The following is a 23538-nucleotide window of genomic DNA, read 5'->3' on the forward strand; positions in this document are numbered from 1 at the left end:
CCTCCGACCTGTGGAGTAAAAAACCAGACACGATGAATCAGTCCTGCAGCGACGCGGCGTGTCTGCGGCTCAGCCAGTACCACGCCAGGATGCCTGCCGCGCCGATGGCGGCCAGCAACAGGGCGTTGTACGGCGCCGGCACAACGCGCATGACCAGCACCGTCAGCCCGGCGCCGACGCCCAGGGAGACTTCCTTGACGAACATGTTGTTCTGCTTGACCGAGAAGTAATCGAGGTAGCTGAACGCGCACTCGGCGACGGACAACAGCGCCACCCAGATCAGCGCGCCCACCAGGGTTTCGACGTGGAACGCCGCGGGCGAGGACAGCACCGCGAAGCCACCGGCAATGATCCCGATCACCGCCAGCACCTTGAAGCGCCCGGTACGCTCGATCAGTTTCATCACCGGCACCTGGGCAAACACCACCACGGCGCTGTTGAGGATCAGCATCAGGCCGTACCAGGCGGGCAGCTCACCTGTTTCGAGCAGGATCGCCTGCGGCAGGATCGAGAACACGCCAAACAGCTTGATGCCCATGATGATGCCGGCAATCACCCACGGCAGCTTGTTGCGCCAGCCGCTGCCATCATGGGTGACCGGGCTCGCCGTCACCGGCTGGGTGGTGAAGGTCGCCCCGGCGGCGATCGGCAGGCACAGCAGGACGAAGGCCGCCGCACCGAGGAAAAACAGGCTCGGGGTCAGCAGCGGCGAGAGCAGGATCAGGCCGGCCAGCAGGCTGCCCATGTTCATGGCGACGCGGTTGTACGCCGCCCCTTCCTTGGTCTGCGCCGCTTCGCTCTTGATCAGGTAACCGGCAATCGCGATGCCGTAGGCGAACAACGCGGCGGCGAACATCACCACGCCCTGGTTGTGGGTCACCGCCAGCAGCACCAGGCCGGCGGCGGCGCAGGTCAGGGTGACGCTCAGGGAGCGGCGGCCCAGCACCAGCAAAGTCAGCGGCAGGAGCAACAGCAAGGCCCGGTAGCCGAGGGCGAGGATGCTGTTGGTCGCCGTATCGAGCCAGACGTTGGCCTTGCCCAATACCGCGAACAGCGACACCGCCGTGATGATCCGGATCATGAACAGCCGGATGTTGATCACCGGTTTGGCGACGGCGGCCGTTGTTTGAACACTCATGCAGCACCTCTGGAACCGGCGATTGTGCAGGCGACGAACGCCGACAATCTGGATAGTCTGTAAGGTGATGGTAGAGAGAGCCGTTTGTTTTCATCAGAGCAAGTTCGTATAGAATCGAACGAACTTTACTGCCGGAGCGACCAGTAAAATGCAGGTTCAGCGTGCCGTGATCGCGGCCTTCGAGTTCCAGCCGGGTGTACCGCTGGTCCAGCAGATCGTCGATCAATTGTCGGTAGCCATCACCCAGGGCGGGCTGCCTCACGGCTCGCGATTGCCGCCGATTCGCGAACTGTCCGAATTGATGAACGTCGGCAAGTCCACGGTGGTGGATGCGCTGGACCGCTTGCGGGCCAAGGGCCTGGTGGTTTCACGCCAGGGCTCGGGGCATTACGTGCACCGCTCCGCCCTGACGATCAGGCCCGATGCCGGGCCCGACCTGCAACCCCAGGACACCCTGAGCGTGGTCCGTCGCGCCGTGCTGCAGGACACCGGTGCCCTGCGCCCCGGGGCCGGTTTCCTGCCGTCCTCGTGGCTGCCGGCCGAAGAACTGCTCAAGGCCGTGCGCGGCACCCTGCGCGCGGCTTCGCTGCAAATGGGCGAATACGGTGTGGCCGCCGGCTACCTGCCGCTGCGCGAGGCGCTTCGGGTCAAGCTGACGGCGATCGGCATCGACGTGCCGGTGGACCAGATCGTCACCACCGCCAACACCGTGCAGGCCATCGACATGCTGATGCGCCTGCTGGTCAAACCCGGCGACACGGTACTGCTGGACGATCCGTGCTACATCACCATGCACACCAACCTGGCCCTGCACGGCGCCCGGGTCATCACCATCCCCCGCAGGGCCGACGGCATGGACCTGGAGGCCTTCGAGCAATTGGTGATCGCCCAGCGCCCCGTGCTCTACATGACCAACAACGTCCTGCACAACCCGACCGGGCACTCGTTCTCCCCGGCGCAGGTGTACCGTCTGCTGGAGTTGAGCCATCGCTATGGCTTCCATATCGTCGAAGACGACCTGTATTGCGACCTGCAACAGCGCATGACCCCGCGCCTGGCGGCAGGCGGGCTGGACAATGTGAGCTACGTGTCCGGGTTCTCCAAGACCCTGACTGCCAACAGCCGCGTCAGCTACGCGGTGCTGTCGCCGCAACTGGCCGCCCGCATGGTCACGTTGAAGATGGCCTGCGGCGGCATGACCTCGGAACTGGCGGAACAGATCATCTGCACCATGCTCAGCGATGGCAGCTACGCCAAACACACGCGGCGCACGGTGGACCGGCTGTACGAATCGAGCAGTCGGGTATCCGGCTGGCTGATCGAGGCCGGCTGCTCGGTGTCGTCACTGCCCCATGAAGGCTTGTACATCTGGACGCGCCTGCCGCAGGGCCTGCACGCCGAGACCCTGGCGCGCAAAGGCCTGGAAATCGACCTGGTGCTGGCCCCCGGCACACTGCTGAGCAAGGCAGCGGACGCCAGCCAGTTCCTGCGTTTCAACGTGGCGCACAGTGACAACTTCCAGGTGCGGGAGCGGTTTTTTCGGTTGCTGGACAGCTGACGTCTGGCGGACCGGGCCGCAGCCATCGCGAGCAGGCTCGCTCCCACAGGGCTTGTCGAAACCTACCCACAAAAAACCCCGCGCTTCTCACGAAGGCGGGGTTTTTCTTTGCATCGGCCGACGCTTAGTGCGCGTACGTCAGCAACAGCTCGGTCGGCACTTTGAAGTCCAGGGACATCATCACGCTCAACGCGGTAATGGTGAAGATCGAGAACACGAACAGCTTGCGTGCCCAGACCGTGTCATCCACGGCCTTGTAGCCGGTCCAGGCCATGTACAGCCAGTACATGCCCATGGCCGCGGCGACGGCGAGGTAGCTCATGCCGGCATAGCCGCTGAAGGTCAGCATCAAGGTCGCCACAAGGAAGGCCAGGATGTAGATCAGGATGTGCTTCTTGGCCACTTGAATCCCGCGCTTCACTGGCAGCACCGGAATCGAGGCGGCCAGGTAATCGTTGAAGCGGAAGATCGCGATGGCGTAGGAATGCGGCATCTGCCACAGGCTGAACATCACCAGCAGGGTCAGCGCGGCCATGTCGAAGGTGTTGCTCACCGCGACGTAGCCGATCACCGGCGGCATCGCCCCCGACAGGCTGCCCACCAGCGTGCCGTGAACCGACTTGCGCTTGAGGTACAGGCTGTAGAAGCCGACGTAGATGATGAAGCCGATCACGGCGAACAGCGCAGCCAACGGGTTGGCCACGGTGTACAGCAAGGCCACGCCGGCGACACCCAGGACGGTCGCGTAGACCAGGGCCAGTTTCAGGGAGATCAAGCCCTGGACCAGCGCCCGGTTCTTGGTGCGTTCCATCTTCAGGTCGATGTCGCGGTCGATGCAGTTGTTGAACACGCAACCGGACGCCACCACCAGGGACGTGCCGATCATGGCCGCCAGGAACACGGCCAGATCGACATGCCCTTTCGAGGCCAGGAAAAATCCGCCTGCCACTGAAAGCACGTTACCGAAAATGATCCCCGGTTTGGTGATTTGGATAAAGTGCTTCAAGGACATCCGGACTTACCTCACTTCGCCATCATGAACGTATGGATGCTGAACATGATCCACAGCGACAGGCCAACCAGCAGGACAATCACGATCGCGGCAAAGACAAACGCAATCACGTTGTTACGCTGCGCGGCCGAACGGTCCAGGTGGAGGAAGTACACCAGGTGCACCAGCACCTGGATCACTGCGAACGCCAGGACGATCCACAGGGTCAGCGACTTGGGCAGCGACGGGTACATCACCAGACCGAATGGAATCAGGGTCAGGATCACCGACAGCACGAAGCCAATGACGTAGGACTTGACGCTGCCGTGACCGGCTTCGTCGTGGGAGTGTGTGTTAGCCATTTACATAGTCCCCATCAGGTAGACAACGGTGAATACGCAGATCCACACCACGTCCAGGAAGTGCCAGAACAGGCTCAGGCAGCTCAGACGGGTCTTGTTGGTTGCCGTCAGGCCGTTCTTCTGCACCTGGTACATCATGATCGCCATCCAGATCAGACCGCTGGTCACGTGCAGACCGTGGGTGCCGACCAGGGTGAAGAACCCGGACAGGAAGCCGGAACGGCTAGGGCCGTAGCCTTCGGAGATCAGCAGGTGGAACTCGTTGATCTCCATGCCGATGAAGCCCAGGCCGAACAGGAAGGTCATGCCCAACCAGCCCAGCACCTGCTTCTTGTTGCCACGGAAGAACGCCAGCATGGCGAAGCCGTAGGTGATCGAACTGAACAACAGCAGAGCGGTTTCGCCCAGCACGTACGGCAGTTCGAAGATGTCGTGGCCCGACGGGCCACCGGCTACGTTGTTAACCAGTACCGCGTACACCGCGAAGATCGACGCAAACAGAATGCAGTCGGTCATCAGGTAGAGCCAGAAACCGAATACGGTCATCTCGCCCGAGTCGTGGTGATGGTCATCGTGCCCATGTCCATCGACATGGGTGTGTCCAGCATTGGTCACTAAGTTCGACATGGTTTAAGCCTGTTCCAACGAGGTTTCAACACGGGTGGCGGTGGCCGGGATCTTCCCTGCCGCAACCAGACGCTTGTGCTGCTCGGCTTCGATGCGCTCGATCACGTCGACCGGCACCATATAGCCTTGATCATCACGGGCCGCGTGGATCGCGAAGTAGATCACGGTGCCCGCGAGGCTGGCGATGGCGAGCCACCAGATGTGCCAGATCATCGCGAAACCGAACACGGTCAGCAGAGCGCCCATGACCACACCGGTCGCGGTGTTGTTGGGCATGTGGATCGGCTCGTACTTGGCCGGAGCCTGGTACGCGGTACCGTTTTCCTTGGCCTCGGTGAACGGATCGACCACATCGGCTTTTGGCAGCACGGCGAAGTTGTAGAACGGTGGTGGCGACGAGGTCGACCATTCCAGGGTATGGGCATTCCACGGGTCACCGTGTTCGCACATGTTCTCTGGCTTGTTGCGGTCACGCACACTCACGTAGAGCTGGATCAGCTGGCAGGCGATGCCGACAGCGATCATCACCGCACCGAACATGGCGACGTACAGGTACGGCACCCACTCAGGGTTGGTGGTGGCGTTCAGGCGACGGGTCATGCCCATGAAGCCCAGAACGTACAGCGGCATGAACGCGACGAAGAAGCCAGTGATCCAGAACCAGAACGCTGCCTTGCCCCAGCCTTCGTGCAGCTTGAAGCCGAACGCTTTCGGGAAGTAGAAGGCGAAACCGGCGATGTAGCCGAATACCGCGCCGCCGATGATCACGTTGTGGAAGTGCGCGATCACGAACAGGCTGTTGTGCAGAACGAAGTCGGCACCCGGGATGGCCAGCAGTACGCCGGTCATGCCGCCGATGGCGAAGGTCACCATGAAGCCCAGGGTCCACATCACCTGGCTGGTGAAGCGCAGACGGCCCTGGTAGATGGTGAACAGCCAGTTGAACAGCTTCACCCCCGTCGGGATGGAAATCAGCATCGTCGCCAGGCCGAAGAAGGCGTTGACGCTGGCACCCGAACCCATGGTGAAGAAGTGGTGCAGCCACACCATGAAGCCCAGGATCGAGATGGCGCCCGATGCGTAGATCATCGAGTGGTGGCCGAACAGTTTCTTGCCGGTGAACGTCGAGATCACTTCGGAGAAGATACCGAACGCCGGCAGGATCAGGATGTAGACCTCAGGGTGGCCCCACGCCCAGAACAGGTTGACGTACATCATCGGATTGCCACCAAGTTCATTGGTGAAAATGTGGAAATCCATGTAGCGGTCAAGCGTCAGCAGCGCCAGGGTAGCGGTCAGGATCGGGAACGAAGCCACGATCAGGACGTTGGCCCAGGTGCAGGTCCAGGTGAAGATCGGCATGTCCATCAGTTTCATGCCAGGGGTACGCATTTTCAGCACGGTGGCCAGGAAGTTGACCCCCGTCAGCGTTGTCCCGAGCCCTGATAGCTGGAGCGCCCAGATGTAGTAGTCCATCCCCACGCCAGGGCTGTATTGCAGGCCCGACAGCGGCGGATAGGCAACCCAGCCGGTCTTGGCGAATTCGCCGACGCCCAGGGACAGGTTGATCAGCACCACGCCGGAGACCAGCAGCCAGAAGCTCAGGGAGTTCAGGAACGGGTAGGCAACGTCACGCGCGCCGATCTGCAGCGGCACTGCGAGGTTCATCAGGCCGGTGAAGAATGGCATCGCCATGAAGATGATCATGATCACACCGTGAGCGGTGAAGATCTGGTCATAGTGTTCAGGTGGCAGGTAGCCAGGCGAACCCTCGGTGGCCATGGCCAGCTGGGTACGCATCATGATGGCGTCGGCAAAGCCGCGCAGCAGCATGACCATGGCGACGATGATGTACATCACGCCGATTTTCTTGTGGTCCACCGAGGTCAACCACTCGGTCCACAGGTAGGTCCACTTCTTGAAGTAGGTGATTGCAGCGAACAGCGCCAGACCGCCAAGCGCGATCATGGCGATGGTCACCATCACGATCGGCTCGTGGAACGGGACCGCTTCCCAACTTAATTTACCAAACATCGTTTACTCCTCTGCCCCGGCAGCTGAATGCGAGTTGTCCGTAGCGGCCACTTCTTTCTCTTTCTTCTCGTGGTTCAGTTTCGGACCTGGTTTCATGCCTTCGTACTTGTCGACGATGATCTGGAACAGGTTCGGCGTGACCGAGGAGTAGAGCTCGACCGGGTTGTTCTGGCTGGGTTTGGACAGGGCTGCGTATTCAGCTTGTTCAAGCTGTTTAGGTGCCTTTTTGACTTCGCTGACCCAGGCGTCGAACTCTTCCTGGGTGGTGGCGGTTGCCTTGAATTTCATGCCGGTGAAGCCCGCGCCGCTGTAGTTGGCGGAGATGCCTTCCATTTCAGCATTGCGATCGGCGATCAGGTGCAGCTTGGTCTGCATGCCCGCCATTGCGTAGATCTGGCCACCCAGGCCCGGGATGAAGAACGAGTTCATCACCGCGTCGGAGGTCACCTTGAAGTTGATCGGGGTGTGAGCCGGGAACACGATCTTGTTGACGGTCGCGATGCCTTGTTCCGGGTAGATGAACAGCCACTTCCAGTCCAGCGCCACGACTTCGATGGTCACCGGCTTGACGTCGGAATCCAGCGGACGATAAGGGTCCAGCTGGTGGGTCGACTTGTAGGTGATGTAACCCAGGGCAATGATGATCAGGATCGGCACTGTCCACACCGCGATCTCGATCTTGGTGGAGTGGTTCCACTTCGGCGTGTAGGTCGCGTTGGTGTTGGACGCGCGGTATTTCCAGGCGAACAGGAAGGTCATGACGATGACCGGGATCACGACCAACAGCATCAGCAGCGTTGCGGTGATGATCAGGTTTCGCTGCTCCAGACCAACCTGGCCCGTTGGATTGAGCAGGGTCATGTTGCAGCCTCCCAGCAACAACGTGCCGAGCAGCGGCACGAGGCCTAGTAATCTGGGGTACCTGTTTTTAATCATCTCACGACCTCTAAAGCAGCTTGCGCCATGCAGTTGGGTTTTGATCGCCAACACTTCACCCTGCCAAGGGTTGGCATTTCTTCTTGGATTGAATAAGGGCCGGCCCGTCGTGCGTCAGACGCCGTTCGACAAATCCTGGGCTAGCGGTGAGTTCTTATTCGAATTCGTGGTCAAAGGCCTTGTTACAGACCAATTCCATTTGGTGCGGAAGTTGGAAGGCACCGACACCAGAGGACGTGCGTGAAGCCATCGGGCCTCTCGACGTCCTGTTACAGCCCAAGGACCAGGGTCAGCTTGAGCAGTGCCGGGGATTCAGTGCGGGCGATTGTAGATATGTAGCGATTCATAAACCATGTCTCATCCCGAAATAATTTATATCCGTGCCGGCAACAATTCGTGAACTTTTTTGCAAAAGTGCGCCATGTTATCGAAATTGATTCTCAACAAAAACACCAAAAATAGTAGGTCTATCGTGCCCAGTTCAGACAGCTTCCAGGGTCGGATACGCTCGGCCCACCCTGTTTAAGCCCCGGTACGACGGGGGTTCTGGCCATATGCCATACCCTGTTAAAACTGCCTGCTCCGGGCTCGGCGCACTGAAACCGAACAGCGCGGCAAAGGTGACATTTTCTTGCGTGCAGAAGGTTGAATTCAGCGCGGGCGATGAGCCTGCGACACGTGCGCTGTGACAACATGTCGCACATGCGCAGCCCCTGTTCTTGACGTTCATCAAGGACTTCCTGCAGCCCCCTTGAAATGCAAAACGCCCCGGTGACCTCGATGAGGGCCGGGGCGTTTCGGATGAGTGTGACGGATGCCGTCAGCGCAGCGCCTTGCGATTGCGCGAAGTGAGCAGCGGCACCAGCACCACCACCAGCACAAAGGCCAGCAGCGCCCATTGCGCCAGCGACAGACCGAGGATCGGCGGATACGGTGTCGAACAGAAACCGTCGACCTGGAAGCCCAGCGGGAAGATTTTCGCCAGCGGCAGGTCATCGACGATGGGTTGCAGCACATCGACGCCACAGCTGACCGCCGGATAGAACTGCGTATAGACGTGATGCCCGGCCACCGCGACGCCCGCCAGGGCACAGATCACCACCAGGGTTTCAAACACCGTGATGCTGCGGCGGGTACGCATCGCCGCACCGATGAACGCGAAGATCGCGATCAGCAGCAAGGCATAGCGTTGCAGGATGCACAGCGGGCAGGGTGCCTCGCCCAGCACGATTTGCATGTACAGCGCGCCGCCGATCAGCGCCAGGCAGATGATGCCCAGCAATACCAGGTAGCGCCGCTCACGGCCCAACCGCATCGTTTCCTCGCTCATTGCGTTTCCCTTCCAGATATCGATGACCGCCAGTCTACACGCTGCCCCGGGCCTTGGAGAGCCCGGGGGCGCGTGCAATGGATGTCGGGAATAAACGATAAGTCTGTTAAGGAAGCATTAAACCGAGGTTAGCTCGCCCCCCCCTCTTCTGTGGGAGCGAGCCCTGCTCGCGATGGACTCAAGAACAGCGCGGGGCGTCAGGTAGCCTGCATCATCGTTGAAGACCCTCGCGAGCAGGCTCGCTCCCACAGGGGGGATTGGATCAAGGACGTTGGTCAGTCGCCGTAGATATCCGACTTGAAGTACTTGTCCGAAATCTTCTGGTACTCGCCACTGGCGCGAATGCCGTCGATGGCCGTGTTCAACTGGCTGACCAGCTCGCTGTTGCCCTTGCGCACCGCAATCCCGGCGCCCTCGCCCACGTATTTCGGGTCCTTGAGTTCAGGGCCGACGAAGGCGTAGCCCTTGCCGCGCGGCATCGACAGGAAGTCATTGAGCGGGATGGTGTCGGCAAAGATGGCATCGAGACGACCGGCCGCCAGGTCCATGTAGATTTCTTCGTTATTGCCGTAACGCTTGACGTTGATGCCCTTGGGCTCGAACACCTCGGTGGCGTAACGGTCGGTGGTGGTGGCCCGTTGCACGCCGACCGTCTTGCCTTTGAGGCTGGCGTACTGGTCATCGACGACCGCGCCTTCCTTCATCACCAGGCGCGATGAGGTGAAGTAGTACTTGTGCGTGAAATCCACCGACTTCTTGCGGTCCTCGTTGATGGTCATCGACGACAGCGCCATGTCGATTTTCTTCACCTTGAGGGAAGGAATCAGGCCGTCGAACTCGCCTTCGATCCACACGCACTTGACCTGCATCTGCGCGCACAGCGCATTGCCGATGTCGTAGTCGAAACCGACGATCTCGCCCTTGTCGGTTTTCGACGCAAACGGCGGGTAGGCCGCTTCGATGCCGATGCGCAGGGTTTTCTCGGCGGCAAACAGGGAGCTGCACGCCAACAGGCTCAGGGCCAGACCGGTGATGAGGGGAAATTTCTTCATGTTCGTTTTCTCGCGGGTTGTTGTTGGTTTGGCAAGACAGAAGAAAAGCGACACGCACGAAGCCTTTTTTGTACTAATAAATCCATACTGGACTTTTATGTACATGGCGTCAATCGGGGGAATGGGGGAATGGGCTGGCCGATGGTCGGACGGCAGAATGGGAAAACGCAGTGATGGCTATCGCGAGCAGGCTCGCTCCCACAGGGGATCGCGGTTCCCTGTGAGAGCGAGCCTGCTCGCGATGAAGAATTGAAGGCGCTACTGAACCTGCTGCTTCCAGCGGTCCGCCGCCAGATGATCGCTGTCGCGCCCTTCCACCCAACGCGGGCCGTCGCTGGTGTTTTCCTTCTTCCAGAACGGTGCGCGGGTTTTCAGGTAGTCCATGACGAAGGCGCAGGCGTCGAACGCGGCCTGGCGGTGAGCGCTGGCGGCGCCGACGAAGACGATCGGTTCGCCCGGCTCGAGGGCGCCGATGCGATGCAGCACTTCGAGCTTGAGCAACGGCCAGCGCTGGCCGGCCTCGTCGGCGATCTTGCCGAGGGCCTTTTCGGTCATGCCCGGATAGTGCTCGAGAAACATCCCGGCGACCTCTCGCCCGTCATTGAAGTCGCGCACGTAGCCGACAAAACTCACCACGGCGCCGACGCCGACATGGGCGGCGTGCATGGCGTTGACTTCGGCGCCCGGATCGAACGCCGTGGACTGCACGCGAATGGCCATGCCTCAGCCCCCGGTCACGGTCGGAAAAAAGGCCACTTCGTCGCCGTCACTCACCGGTTCGTCGAGTTGGCACAGGTCTTCGTTGCGGGCGCACATCAGGTTCTGCTCGCTGAGCACCTCGGCGCCATCACGCTGCGCCAGCAAGGCACGCACGTCGTCGACCGTGGCGAAACTGCCCTCGACCTTCACCGACTCGACGCCCAGCGCTTCCCTGTAACGGGCAAAAAACTTCACAGTGACTTTCATGGTTGATCCGCCTGGAAATGGCCGCTCTTGCCGCCGAGTTTCTCCAGCAGGCGCACGCTTTCGATGGTCATGCCGCGATCCACGGCCTTGCACATGTCATAGATCGTCAGCGCGGCGACGCTGGCCGCCGTCAGTGCTTCCATCTCGACGCCGGTCTGCCCCGACAACTTGCAGCACGCGCGGATACGCACGCTGTCTTCACCTTCGGCGCTCAGCTCGACCTTGACCCCGGTCAGCATCAGCGGATGGCACAGCGGAATCAGATCGCTGGTTTTCTTCGCCGCCTGGATGCCGGCGATGCGGGCAACGGCGAACACATCCCCCTTGGGATGGTCACCGTTGACGATCATCTGCAGGGTTTGCGGCAGCATGCGCACCACCGCCTGCGCCGTCGCCTCGCGGAACGTGACGGATTTGTCGGTGACGTCGACCATGTGGGCGCGACCTTGGGAATCGAGATGAGTCAGCACGGGTTTACTCCTGATCAGGAGCCCCGATTGTAAACCCGCCGGTCAAATATCCGCACACTTGATTACAGGATCGGCAAAGCCGCGTGCGGACAGTTTGATCTGGATCAAGCACAAAAAAACCGGGCGACCGCGTGTCAAACGACATCGCTATTGCCTGACGCACCGCTTTCGCGAGCAAGCCCGCTCCCACAGGGGATTTGTTTGGGGCATAAAAAAACCGGGCGACTTTGCGATCGCCCGGCTTTGTGTGAGCGGTTACAGATGCGATTCGGCGTATTCGGCCAGAATCGAACGAGGCACCCCTTGCAGGGTGATGTGGACGCCGTTCGGGAAATCCTTGAAGCGTTCGGTCAGGTAGGTCAGCCCGGAACTGGTCGCGGACAGGTACGGGGTGTCGATCTGTGCCAGGTTGCCCAGGCACACCACTTTGGAGCCGGCGCCGGCACGGGTGATGATGGTTTTCATCTGGTGCGGCGTGAGGTTCTGGCATTCGTCGATCAGAATCAGGCTCTGCTGGAAGCTGCGACCGCGGATGTAATTGAGGGATTTGAACTGCAGCGGCACTTTGCTGAGGATGTAGTCGACGCTGCCATGGGTGCTCTCGTCATCCATGTGCAAGGCTTCGAGGTTGTCGGTGATGGCGCCGAGCCACGGCTCCATTTTTTCGGCTTCGGTGCCGGGCAGGAAACCGATCTCCTGGTCCAGGCCCTGCACACTGCGGGTGGCGATGATGCGGCGATAGCGCTTGCTGACCATGGTCTGCTCGATGGCCGCCGCCAGCGCCAGGATGGTTTTACCGGAGCCGGCGGCGCCGGACAGGTTGACCAGGTGGATGTCCGGGTCGAGCAAGGCATACAGCGCCAGGCTCTGGTAGATGTCACGCGGTTTCAGGCCCCAGGCTTCCTGGTGCAACAGGGGTTCCTGATGCAGGTCGAGTATCAGCAGGCGGTCTTCCTCGATCTCCTTGATCCAGCCGACAAAGCCTTGTTCGTCGATGATGAATTCGTTGATGTGCACGGCCGGCAGGTTGTCGATCAACTGCACCTGGTGCCAGGTGCGACCATGATCCTGGCGGGTCTCGACCTTGCTCACGCGGTCCCAGAACGAGCCCGTCATGTCGTGATAGCCATTGGGCAGCAACGAAACATCGTCGACCAGTTGGTCGGTGCTGTAGTCCTCGGCCGCGATCCCGCAGGCGCGAGCCTTGAGGCGCATGTTGATGTCTTTGGTGACCAGCACCACCGGCAGCTTGGGCTGGCGCGCATGCAGATCGACCAACTGGTTGATGATGATGTTGTCGTTCAGGTGCTCGGGCAGAATGATGTTCGGCTCTTCGCGCTTGCTCATCAGAATTGACAGCAAGCCCTTGGGCCCACTCTTGCCACGCTGGATCGGCACCCCCAGTTCGACGTCTTCCGGGCTGGCCTCGCCCAGGGTCTTGTCGATCAGGCGAATCGCCTGGCGACATTCGGCCGCCACGCTGTGATGCCCGCTCTTGAGCTTGTCCAGCTCCTCAAGCACGGTCATCGGGATCGCGACGTGGTGTTCTTCGAAATTCAGCAGGGCGTTTGGATCGTGAATCAATACGTTGGTATCGAGTACATAAAGGATTGGCTGGTTGGAGGAAGAACTACGTCCGTTGTCATCCATACTCGGTCACCTTTGTGGGAGCCATTCGACGCAATACCCAGGCGGTGCTGCGCCTCGAAGTGACTGCCGAAACCACCCGCACTACCTACGAAAAGCGCAGAGCAAGCGGACTGCACACAAGGGGTCTTGGAAGACGCCACCTGTGATGCAGGTTTCGGCGGTCTGTCTTCGTAATACTCCAAAACCCATGACAGAAAAAAGCACTTTGACGCTTTTTTGAAGTTTATTTTTCAGAGTGACGAATAGCCCTTGGCGTGCAGGCAATGTGCCGTTAAAGTCGGAAGTCCGCCTGCATCGAATTTCCTCGAAAAACCGCCCAAAACCCAATGTTTACGGGCGTTCTCCTGTTCAGCGAAACGCGTCCTGACAATCTTCCCAACCGATCCCGCTGGGCGCCGTTTGCGTGATCAGCCACGGCAGCGCCGTTTTCACCCCGTCCTGCTTGACGTTGAAGTTGATCACCCCGTGCCGCCACAGCAGCATCAGGGTCAGCACCCGTTGTGCGCTTTGATGGGCCTTGAGCTTGCCGGCACCGTCCTGGGCGTCGATGTCCCATAACGCAACCTGCAAGCCCTGGGACCTGAAGAAGCCTTCGGCGTCCGAACGGCGCTGACCATCGGGTGGACGGAACAGCGGCACATAGTTCTCGGGCAGCTTGCTCCTGACCAGTTCCGCGCTACGGCGGACCGAGTCCTGCCAGTCCTGCCAATGGCTGTGGGAACGGAACTCCCAACCCTGCACGCCGATGCATTGCGTGGAGTAAGTGGCCTGCAGGCTGGCCACCGAACGATCGCCCAGGCGCGCCTGGACGTCCTTGCCGAGCACGAAGAAGGTGCCGGTCAGATTCGCCTTGCGCAGGTAATCGGCGACCCAGGCGGTGTTGTCCGGCGCGGCATTGGCGGCGCTGTCGAAGGTCAGCAGGAACAGCCGGTCATGCATCGCCTCGCCATTGCGCTCGTAGTCGCCGAAACGATCGATTTCACTGCTGGTTTGCGGGAACAACGCGGCCTTGCGCAGAAGCTCGTCGAGGTACTGCGCATGGAACAACCGGCTGGGTTCGGCCCACTTTACATAGTAGCTGTCTTCGCTGATCTGGAACTTGGCAGCCTGTTCGCGCAGGGTGGCCATGTCCTCGACCAGGAAGCAGAAGGACGCATCCTGGTCGCAGCTCTTCTGCGCAAAGTTGTAGTTGTCCAGCAGGCGTTGCCACAGGCGCTGACGCAGGTGATTGACCGAGTCCGAATTGACCGTGCGCAGGCCCAGGCGCTGAGCCAGCCCGGCGTCGTCCAGCGACTCGCTGGCCCACAGCACTCGGGCGAACATCAGGATTTCCGCACGCGACGCCACATCGAACAGCGTCGGGTTGCTAAGCGGCTCGGGCCAGGTGCCGCGATCGAGCGTCGCCACATCGCCCGGCGCGGCCACCGCACCGACACTCAACAGCCAGGCCAACAATATAAAACCGATACGCAATGGGATGTCTCCATAACAAAACCCGCGCGGCACTATAGCCGATCCGGCACTTGCACCACGATGCCCCCCAGGGTTATGTGTCAGGCACCGACCATCACCTATGGACTTGATAGCTGGAGTCATCAGGGACAACCCCCTAGAATCGCCCCCACGATCAAAGGAGACGACTTCATGCTGATGGTGATTTCCCCCGCCAAGACCCTCGATTACGAAACACCGCCGGCGACCCAGCGCTTTACCCAGCCGCAGTACCTCGACCATTCCCAGGAACTGATCCTGCAATTGCGCGACCTGACGCCTGCTCAGATCAGCGAACTGATGCACGTCTCCGACAAGATCGGCGGCCTCAACGCCGCGCGCTTCGGCAGCTGGACCCCGGCCTTTACCCCGGACAACGCCAAGCAGGCCCTGCTGGCGTTCAAGGGTGACGTGTACACCGGCCTCAATGCCCAGACCTTCAGCGAAGCCGACTTCGATTATGCGCAACAGCACTTGCGCATGCTGTCCGGCCTGTATGGCCTGCTGCGCCCACTGGACCTGATGCAGCCGTATCGCCTGGAAATGGGCACTCGACTGGCCAATGCCCGTGGCAAGGACCTGTACGCCTTCTGGGGCACGCGGATCAGCGAATGGTTGAACGAAGCCCTGGCCGACCAGGGCGACGATGTGCTGCTGAACCTGGCGTCCAACGAGTACTTCTCGGCGGTCAAACGCACGGCCCTGAACGCCCGCGTCATCAATACCGAGTTCAAGGACCTGAAAAACGGCCAGTACAAGATCATCAGCTTCTACGCGAAAAAGGCCCGGGGCCTGATGAGCCGCTTCGTCATCGAAGAACGCATCAATGACCCGGCTCGACTCAAGCAATTCGACGTTCAAGGCTATCGCTACAGCGCCGAACAGTCGAAACCCGACAGCTTGGTCTTCCTGCGCGATCACGCGCCCGAGTAAACGCGCCAATCTGGCGCACGACCGCAAAAACCCGGTCGTGCGCCTCTTCCCTTTTCGTCCGACAATCCTCCCGCCGATTCGCCATTATTTTGGCGCCAAAACACTGTCTGTCATATTTTTAACTTTAGTTTCACTCGACTTGGCGCATTTTTTTCCGTAGTGGCACTGAAAAAAATTCTCAGTAGTGGCACAAAAATATCTCACGCGTTTAAGTCCCCGTGTAACAAGGGTGAGACAGCAAGTGCCATCAATTTGAAAGTAGTGCCATCTTTTTCCATATTTCAAGAAATTTCAGAAATCGCGATGGGCGGATCGGAACTATGTCCAAATGCATAGCTCATACCACCGGTAGCGATTATCTCTGGATATGTACGAGATAACTTACGCAGAGTAGAGATTTACCTGGCCTGAATTGTCACAACAACTTCAACTCGGTAATCCCTGATTTGGGCAAGACCAACAGGAAAGGAGATACGCACCATTAATATCCCCTACACGGCCAAGGCTGCGCCCCTGTAAACGTGCTCTCCCGAGCACCCAAACGCTTGATCCACGGGCCTTTTGCCTGGCATCGAGTGTGGAAGACCTTTGCACGAAGAACCTCTGACCAGAGGACTCAGCTGCATAACGGGGCAAGTCATAACAATTAAGGCCTAGTTACGCACACCTTGAGTGCACTTATTTAGACACTCGGAACTTATATGCCTGCACACGGCACTGCGACGCCTGTCAGCCGCACTTCCGAGTGCACTATGACCGCTGAACACCATTAACTCCGGCCATGTAATGGCTTGATTAAACACAGAGGAAAATGCGATGCGCATCAGCATATTTGGTTTGGGTTACGTCGGTGCAGTCTGTGCCGGTTGCCTCTCTGCACGGGGTCATGACGTCGTTGGCGTCGATGTCGCCAAGGACAAGATCGACATGATCAACGCCGGTAAATCACCGATCGTTGAACCGGGTCTGGGTGAGTTGCTGGCCAAGGGCATCGAAACCGGCCGTCTGCGCGGTACGACCAACTTCGCCGAGGCGATTCGCGATACCGACCTGTCGATGATCTGCGTCGGCACGCCGAGCAAAAAGAACGGCGACCTGGAACTGAACTACATCGAAGCGGTGTGCCGCGAGATCGGTTTTGTCCTGCGTGAAAAATCCACTCGGCACACCATCGTCGTGCGCAGCACCGTGCTGCCGGGCACCGTCGCAAACGTTGTCATCCCGATCCTCGAAGACTGCTCGGGCAAGAAAGCCGGTGTGGATTTCGGCGTGGCCGTGAACCCTGAGTTCCTGCGTGAAAGCACCGCGATCGCCGACTACGACCAGCCGCCAATGACCGTCATCGGCGAACTGGACAAAGCCTCGGGCGACGTTCTGCAATCGCTGTACGAAGAACTCGACGCGCCGATCATCCGCAAGGACATCGCCGTTGCCGAGATGATCAAGTACACCTGCAACGTATGGCACGCCGCCAAGGTGACCTTCGCCAACGAGATCGGCAACATCGCCAAGGCCGTCGGCGTCGATGGTCGTGAAGTGATGGACGTGGTCTGCCAGGACAAGACCCTGAACCTGTCCCAGTACTACATGCGCCCGGGTTTCGCCTTCGGCGGTTCCTGCCTGCCCAAGGACGTTCGCGCCCTGACCTACCGTGCCGGCTCGCTGGACGTGGAAGCGCCGCTGCTGAACTCGCTGATGCGCAGCAACGAGGCCCAGGTGCAGAACGCCTTCGACATCGTCTCCAGCCACGACAAACGCAAAGTCGCCCTGCTGGGCCTGAGCTTCAAGGCCGGCACCGACGACCTGCGCGAAAGCCCGCTGGTGGAGCTGGCGGAAATGCTGATCGGCAAGGGTTTCGACCTGAGCATCTACGACAGCAACGTCGAATACGCCCGCGTTCACGGGGCGAACAAGGACTACATCGAGTCGAAGATCCCGCACGTCTCGTCCTTGCTCAATTCTGACTTCGACGCCGTCATCGACAATTCCGACGTGATCATCCTCGGCAACCGCGACGAGAAATTCCGCACCCTGGTGCAGAACGTCCCGCACGGCAAGCAAGTGATCGACCTGGTGGGCTTCATGGCTCAAGCCACCAGCGTCAGTGGTCGCACCGAAGGGATCTGCTGGTAAGGCAGCCTCTCCTGCAGGAGCGAGGGGGACGCCCAGTCCTTGCTCGCGATGGACTCAGCGACACCGCAGGGTGTCAGGTTGCCAGCGGCATCGTTGGCGACCTTCGCGAGCAAGCTTGCTCCTACAGCTTTTACGGATCGAGACGGATGCAAATTATGCACAGGCTAAAGCACGGCCTACTCCAGGCCGCCGGTTGGCTGTTTTACTTGAGTATCTTGATGGGCATCGCCACGGCGTTGCCTGTGTCCACGTTCGACTCCGAGTCGAAGGACTTCATTTTCCTGATCGGTATCGTCGGTATCTGGCGCTACTCGATGGGCGCCACGCACTTTCTGCGCGGCATGCTGTTTCTGTACGTGGTCTACCCGCACCTGCGGCGCAAAGTGCGCAAGCTGGGCAAAGCGGCAGACCCGTCCCATGTGTTCCTGATGGTCACCAGTTTCCGTATCGACGCCCTGACCACCGCCCAGGTCTACAGCTCGGTCATCCGCGAAGCCATCGACTGCGGCCTGCCAACCACCGTGGTCTGCTCGATCGTGGAAATGTCCGATGAACTGCTGGTGAAAAGCCTGTGGAACCGGATGAACCCACCGTCGCGGGTCAAACTCGACTTCGTGCGCATTCCGGGTACCGGCAAGCGCGATGGTCTGGCCTACGGTTTCCGCGCCATCTCCCGCCACCTGCCGGATGACCGTGCGGTCGTGGCGGTGATCGACGGCGACACCGTGCTCGCCGAAGGCGTCGTGCTCAAGACCGTGCCGTGGTTCCAGCTGTTCGGCAACGTCGGCGGCCTGACCACCAACGAGTTCTGCGAAGTGCGCGGCGGCTACATCATGAGCGAGTGGCACAAGCTGCGCTTCGCCCAGCGCCACATCAACATGTGCTCGATGGCCCTGTCCAAGCGTGTGCTGACCATGACCGGCCGCATGTCGGTGTTCCGCGCCTCCGTGGTCACCAACCCCGACTTCATCGCCGACGTGGAAAGCGACTCGCTGCAACACTGGCGCCTGGGCCGCTTCAAGTTCCTCACCGGCGATGACAAATCGAGCTGGTTCAGCCTGATGCGCCTGGGCTACGACACTTTCTACGTGCCCGACGCGGCGATCCACACCGTGGAACACCCGCCGGAGAAAAGTTTCATCAAGGCCAGCCGCAAGCTGATGTTCCGCTGGTACGGCAATAACCTGCGCCAGAACTCCCGCGCCCTGGGCCTGGGGATGAAACGCCTCGGCCTGTTTACCTCGGTGGTGCTGTTCGACCAGCGCGTGTCGATGTGGACCTCGCTGCTGGGCCTGACTGTGGCGCTGCTCGCCAGCTTCAAGTACGGCACCGCGTTCATCCTGGTTTACCTGCTGTGGATCGGCATCACCCGCCTGATCCTGACCCTGCTGCTGTCGTGTTCCGGTCACCGGATCGGCCCGGCCTACCCGGCGATTCTCTATTACAACCAGATCGTCGGCGCGCTGGTGAAGATCTACGTGTTCTTCCGCCTCGACCAACAGTCCTGGACTCGCCAACCCACTTCTCTGTCCCGTGATCTCGCCAGCTTTCAACGTTGGTTCAACACCTGGTCGTCTCGGACCATGACCTTCTCTGCGGGCAGCATCTTTGTCGCCACGCTGCTGTTGATGGTCTGACCGAACTCGCCTGAATTAACTAGGAAACCGCCCATATGAATACCGCCGTCAACGCCAACGTAGTGCATGAATCCGAAGCCCAGCGCCAGCACGCCCGGGTCAAAATCCCGGCCAAGCTGCGCTTCTTCGGCCCCGACCGTACACCGGTCGAAGCCCGAGTCCTGGACCTCTCCGCCGGCGGCCTGGCGTTCAACGCCGGCCAGCTGCCGCTCAAGATCGGCGACGTGCACAAGGCGCGCCTGCAGTTCGTCATCGATAACCTCGGCCTGGCCATGGACGTCGAACTGCAAGTGCGCTCATTCGACCGCCAGACCGGTCGTGCCGGTTGCCAGTTCCAGAACCTGGAGCAGCAGGACATCTCGACCCTGCGCCACCTGATCACCTCGCACCTGGCCGGCGACATCGTCAGCATCGGCGAAGTGCTGGCGACCCTGCAGCGCGACAACTTCACCAAGGCGCGCAAGCAAAAAGACGGCGGCAGCGGCATGACCCCGTTCGGTCGTCTGCGTGCAGTGACCTTCAGCCTGGCGATTTTCCTCGTCGGCCTGGCGGCGTTCGGCTTCATTTTCAAATCGGTGTACGGCATGTATTTCGTCAGCCACGCCCAGGCCGGCCTGGTTGCCGTGCCGGGCATGAACATCACCATGCCGCGTGACGGCACCGTGCAGAGCCTGGTCAAGGCCGACGGCGTCGCCGCAAAGGGCGCGCCGCTGGCGACCTTCAGCACCAGCATGCTCGACGTGCTCAAGGGCCACCTGGACGAAGACCAGTTGCAACCGGCCAAGGTTGAAGAACTGTTCGGCAAGCAGATGACCGGCACCCTGACCTCGCCGTGCGATTGCACCGTGGCCCAGCAACTGGTCGCCGACGGCCAGTACGCCAGCAAGGGCGACGTGATCTTCCAGCTGGTGCCGCGCAACAGCGAAGCCAACGTCGAGGCACGCTTCTCCTATCGCCAGTTCAGCGATGTTCGCCCAGGCACCAGCGTCAGCTTCCAGATCGCCGGCGAAGACCAGAGCCGCACCGGCAAGATCGTCAGCAGCACCAGCCTGAAAAGCGCCGACCTGTCGTCCGACATCCGCGTGCTGATCCAGCCGGACGAGCCCCTGGACAGCAAATTCGCCGGTCGCCCGGTGGAAGTGAACAGCGACCGCGGCCCGAACCTGAACTGGCTGATCAACAAAGCCATGGCTGCTGGCCTGTAAGCGGAGGACATGACCGTGATGAAACCTATCCTCCATACACCGCAAACCCTGTGGGAGCGAGCCTGCTCGCGATGGGATCAGCGCGGTCTGTCTGATGCAACGCGGCGCCTGCATCGCCAGCAGGCTGGCTCCCACAGGGGGGCGGTGTGTGCTCTGGCGTTGGCAGTCAGCCTCGCCGGCTGCGCCGGCCTGCCCGACCAGCGCCTGGCCAATGAAGCCCTCAAGCGCGGCGACACCGCGCTGGCCCAGCAGAACTACAAGGCCCTGGCCGACCTCGGTTACAGCGAAGCTCAAGTGGGCCTCGCCGACATCCAGGTCGACAGCCGCGACCCGGCACAGATCAAGCAGGCGGAAGCGACTTATCGCGCCGCCGCCGACGTATCGCCGCGTGCCCAGGCGCGCCTCGGCCGCCTGCTGGTGGCCAAGCCGGGTTCCACCGAAGCCGAACAGCACGAAGCCGAAACCCTGTTGAAAAAAGCCTCGGCCAACGGTGAAGGCAACACGCTGATCCCGCTGGCGATGCTGTACCTGCAATACCCGCACAGTTTCCCCGACATCAATGCCCAGCAGCAGATCAGCCAATGGCGCGCCGAAGGCAAACCGGAAGCCGGCCTCGCCCAAGTGCTGCTGTATCGCACCCAGGGCACTTACGACCAGCACCTGGACGAAGTGGCGAGCATCTGCAAGGCCGCGTTGAACACCACCGATATCTGCTACGTCGAGCTGGCCACGGTCTACCAGAAACAGGGCAAGGCCGACGAGCAGGCCGAGCTGATCAAGCAGATGCAGGCGGCGCACGCTCGCGGCACCGTGTCCGCGCAACGTGTGGACAGCGTAGCCCGCGTCCTCGGCGACTCGAGCCTGGGCAAGACCGACGAAAAAACCGCCCAGTCGCTGCTCGAAGACATCGCCCCCGGCTACCCGGCTTCCTGGGTCAGCCTGGCGCAGTTGCTCTACGACTTCCCGGAACTCGGTGACGTCGACACCATGATGAAATACCTGGAAAACGGCCGCGCCGCTGACCAGCCGCGTGCCGAACTGCTGCTCGGCAAGCTCTACTACGAAGGCAAGTGGGTGCCGGCCGACGCCAAAGTCGCCGAAGCGCATTTCCAGAAAGCCGTCGGCAAGGAAGTCGCCGCCGACTACTACCTCGGCCAGATCTACCGTCGCGGCTACCTGGGCCAGGTCTATTCGCAAAAAGCCCTGGATCACCTGCTGACCGCCGCCCGCAACGGCCAGAACAGTGCCGACTTCGCCATCGCCCAGCTGTTCTCCCAAGGCAAGGGCACCAAGCCCAACCCGCTGAATGCCTATGTGTTCAGCCAACTGGCCAAGGCCCAGAACACCCCGCAAGCCACTGAGCTTGCGCAAACACTCGAAGCCCAACTGCCGCCTGCCCAGCTCGCCGAGGCCCAACGTCTGTTGAAACAGGAACAGGCCGTTCGTGGTGCCTTGAGCCAGAACACGCTGGAACTGCATGCCCTGCAAGAAGAAGACGGCGAGGAAACCTTATGAAGTTGAATCCATTCGTGAAGGCCGGCATTGGCCTGACATTCGCCTTGCTCTGGTCCTGCCCGACCCTGGCGGCATTGACCGACGCCAAGAACTTCGGCCTGGAAGTCAAAGTCACCGGCCAGTCCGAAGACGACCGCGACCTGGGCACTGCCCATGGCGGCGACGTCAACGGCGTCGGCCTCGACCTGCGCCCCTGGGTCTACGGCGAGAGCGGCGCGTGGAGCGCCTACGCCATGGGCCAGGCCGTGACGTCCACCGACATCATCGAAACCGACACCCTGCAGCAGTCCGACAGCGACGGCACCCAGACCACCGACAACGGTGATCGCAAGACCAAGAAAAACTACCTGGCGATGCGCGAGTTCTGGGTCGGCTACAGCGGCCTCACGCCCTACCCCGGCGAGATCCTCAAGCTCGGTCGCCAACGCCTGCGCAACGACGACGGCCAATGGCGCGACACCAACATCGAAGCCCTGAACTGGACCTTCGACACCACCCTGCTGCGGGCCAATGCCGGTGTCGCCGAACGTTTCAGCGAGTACCGCACCGACCTGAAGGAACTGGCGCCCAAGGACAAGGATCGCCTGCACGTCTACGGCGATGCGGCGTACCAGTGGACACCGGGCAACTGGGTCGGCATTCGCGGCCACCACACCCACGATGACGGCAAGCTCGATTACCCGGAGCCGGGCGTGGCCGGCGATTCGCTGGACAAGAAGCAGAACGGCGACATCAGCTGGCTCGGCCTGACCGCCGACAGCGATGCCTACAACTACCGCAACACCAATACCCTCAACTACTGGGGCAGCATCACCGGCATGAGCGGCGACACCGACACGGTCAACCCGCTCAACGCCGACGGCACGCGTCCGACCGAAGCCAAGCGTGGTGAAGACGTCAACGGCTGGGCCACCGACGTCGGTGTGCGCCTGCGCCTCGATCCACAATGGCAGGTCGGTGCCGCCTATGCCCGCGCCAGCGCCGATTACGAACAGAATGGCCTGGAAAGCAACCGCTCGAACTACACCGGTACGCGTTCGCGGGTTCACCGCTTCGGCGAGGCGTTCCGTGGCGAAATGAACAACATGCAGACCGCGACCCTGTTCGGTTCGTGGATGCTCAACGACGAATACGACGCGAGCCTGATCTATCACAAATTCTGGCGTGTCGACGGCAACAAGCCGGTCGGCAGCAACGGCATCAACGCCGTCGAGAACACCACCGACGACGCCACGGGCGCGATTCTCTCCAGCACGTCCCTGCCGCTGGAAGATGGCAACAAGGACCTTGGCCAGGAAATGGACGTGGTCGTCACCAAGTACTTCAAGCAGGGCCTGTTGCCGGCCGCGCTGAGCCAGTCGATCGACGAGCCGTCGGCCCTGGTGCGCCTGCGTGGCGGCGTGTTCAAGCCGGGTGATGCCTACGGCAAACAGGTCGATTCGTACATGCACCGCGCGTTCATCGACGTGATCTGGCGCTTCTGATGCGAACCGCTAAAGGAGTTCCCGAC

At 60.8% G+C, this 23538-nt stretch carries 20 protein-coding genes; 7 read left to right on the plus strand and 13 right to left on the minus strand.

The genetic code is table 11. From position 1 onward, the window contains the following. Positions 1-37: 37 nt before the first annotated feature. The gene (locus tag ACM6IM_RS26400) at positions 38-1138 is read right to left on the minus strand and encodes a hypothetical protein (protein ID WP_414866724.1); all 1101 of its coding nucleotides are present in this window, start codon (positions 1136-1138) and stop codon (positions 38-40) included. A 148-nt stretch (positions 1139-1286) separates the two neighbouring features. Here ACM6IM_RS26400 and ACM6IM_RS26405 point away from each other — a divergent pair, with 148 nt between their 5' ends. After that, positions 1287-2696 (plus strand): PLP-dependent aminotransferase family protein, encoded by a 1410-nt coding sequence (locus ACM6IM_RS26405; RefSeq protein ID WP_414866725.1) that lies wholly within the window; start codon positions 1287-1289, stop codon positions 2694-2696. Between the two features lie 124 nt (positions 2697-2820). Here ACM6IM_RS26405 and cyoE read toward each other — a convergent pair whose 3' ends face one another. The 12 genes from cyoE to ACM6IM_RS26465 all read right to left on the minus strand — a co-directional run bounded on the left by cyoE (position 2821) and on the right by ACM6IM_RS26465 (position 14587). Further along, entirely contained in the window at positions 2821-3708 is an 888-nt protein-coding gene (gene cyoE / locus ACM6IM_RS26410) for a heme o synthase (protein ID WP_192302732.1), read from the minus strand. 11 nt (positions 3709-3719) lie between these two features. Then, the gene (gene cyoD / locus ACM6IM_RS26415; RefSeq protein ID WP_192302734.1) at positions 3720-4049 is read right to left on the minus strand and encodes a cytochrome o ubiquinol oxidase subunit IV; all 330 of its coding nucleotides are present in this window, start codon (positions 4047-4049) and stop codon (positions 3720-3722) included. After that, positions 4050-4676 carry a cytochrome o ubiquinol oxidase subunit III gene (locus ACM6IM_RS26420; RefSeq protein ID WP_034147024.1) on the minus strand — a complete coding sequence of 209 codons (627 nt, stop codon included), beginning with the start codon at positions 4674-4676 and terminating at the stop codon, positions 4050-4052. A 3-nt stretch (positions 4677-4679) separates the two neighbouring features. Then, the gene (cyoB, locus tag ACM6IM_RS26425) at positions 4680-6710 is read right to left on the minus strand and encodes a cytochrome o ubiquinol oxidase subunit I (RefSeq protein WP_201196762.1); all 2031 of its coding nucleotides are present in this window, start codon (positions 6708-6710) and stop codon (positions 4680-4682) included. 3 nt (positions 6711-6713) lie between these two features. Next, entirely contained in the window at positions 6714-7646 is a 933-nt protein-coding gene (cyoA, locus tag ACM6IM_RS26430) for a ubiquinol oxidase subunit II (RefSeq protein ID WP_192302738.1), read from the minus strand. Between the two features lie 820 nt (positions 7647-8466). After that, entirely contained in the window at positions 8467-8976 is a 510-nt protein-coding gene (locus tag ACM6IM_RS26435; RefSeq protein ID WP_414866726.1) for a disulfide bond formation protein B, read from the minus strand. A gap of 275 nt (positions 8977-9251) precedes the next feature. Next, complete coding sequence (locus ACM6IM_RS26440; RefSeq protein ID WP_192302742.1) at positions 9252-10028, minus strand: ABC transporter substrate-binding protein; 777 nt, start codon at positions 10026-10028, stop codon at positions 9252-9254. A 258-nt stretch (positions 10029-10286) separates the two neighbouring features. After that, positions 10287-10748: a molybdopterin synthase catalytic subunit MoaE gene (moaE, locus tag ACM6IM_RS26445; RefSeq protein WP_192302744.1), complete on the minus strand. Its 462-nt coding sequence runs from the start codon at positions 10746-10748 to the stop codon at positions 10287-10289. Positions 10749-10751: 3 nt separating this feature from the next. Then, the gene (moaD, locus tag ACM6IM_RS26450) at positions 10752-10994 is read right to left on the minus strand and encodes a molybdopterin converting factor subunit 1 (RefSeq protein WP_201196759.1); all 243 of its coding nucleotides are present in this window, start codon (positions 10992-10994) and stop codon (positions 10752-10754) included. Next, complete coding sequence (moaC, locus tag ACM6IM_RS26455; RefSeq protein ID WP_192302748.1) at positions 10991-11464, minus strand: cyclic pyranopterin monophosphate synthase MoaC; 474 nt, start codon at positions 11462-11464, stop codon at positions 10991-10993. Before moaC ends, moaD begins: the two co-directional genes overlap by 4 nt. Positions 11465-11719: 255 nt before the next feature. Further along, entirely contained in the window at positions 11720-13114 is a 1395-nt protein-coding gene (locus tag ACM6IM_RS26460) for a PhoH family protein (protein WP_192302750.1), read from the minus strand. A gap of 348 nt (positions 13115-13462) precedes the next feature. Next, entirely contained in the window at positions 13463-14587 is a 1125-nt protein-coding gene (locus tag ACM6IM_RS26465) for a polysaccharide deacetylase family protein (protein ID WP_414866727.1), read from the minus strand. Between the two features lie 171 nt (positions 14588-14758). Here ACM6IM_RS26465 and yaaA point away from each other — a divergent pair, with 171 nt between their 5' ends. From yaaA to ACM6IM_RS26495, 6 genes are all read left to right on the plus strand, one after another. Then, complete coding sequence (yaaA, locus tag ACM6IM_RS26470; RefSeq protein ID WP_414866728.1) at positions 14759-15538, plus strand: peroxide stress protein YaaA; 780 nt, start codon at positions 14759-14761, stop codon at positions 15536-15538. A gap of 816 nt (positions 15539-16354) precedes the next feature. Beyond that, complete coding sequence (locus tag ACM6IM_RS26475) at positions 16355-17671, plus strand: nucleotide sugar dehydrogenase (RefSeq protein WP_192302756.1); 1317 nt, start codon at positions 16355-16357, stop codon at positions 17669-17671. Positions 17672-17826: 155 nt separating this feature from the next. Then, entirely contained in the window at positions 17827-19308 is a 1482-nt protein-coding gene (alg8, locus tag ACM6IM_RS26480; RefSeq protein WP_412547985.1) for a mannuronan synthase, read from the plus strand. Positions 19309-19343: 35 nt separating this feature from the next. Beyond that, complete coding sequence (locus tag ACM6IM_RS26485) at positions 19344-20513, plus strand: PilZ domain-containing protein (RefSeq protein WP_414866729.1); 1170 nt, start codon at positions 19344-19346, stop codon at positions 20511-20513. A gap of 9 nt (positions 20514-20522) precedes the next feature. Beyond that, positions 20523-22028, plus strand: coding sequence for an alginate biosynthesis TPR repeat lipoprotein AlgK (gene algK, locus ACM6IM_RS26490; protein ID WP_414866730.1), 1506 nt, complete (start codon positions 20523-20525; stop codon positions 22026-22028). Further along, entirely contained in the window at positions 22025-23512 is a 1488-nt protein-coding gene (locus ACM6IM_RS26495; protein WP_414866731.1) for an alginate export family protein, read from the plus strand. The genes algK and ACM6IM_RS26495 overlap by 4 nt, the downstream gene beginning before the upstream one ends. Positions 23513-23538: the final 26 nt, after the last annotated feature.

This window comes from Pseudomonas sp. IT-P12 (assembly GCF_949767465.1).
GTDB lineage: Bacteria > Pseudomonadota > Gammaproteobacteria > Pseudomonadales > Pseudomonadaceae > Aquipseudomonas.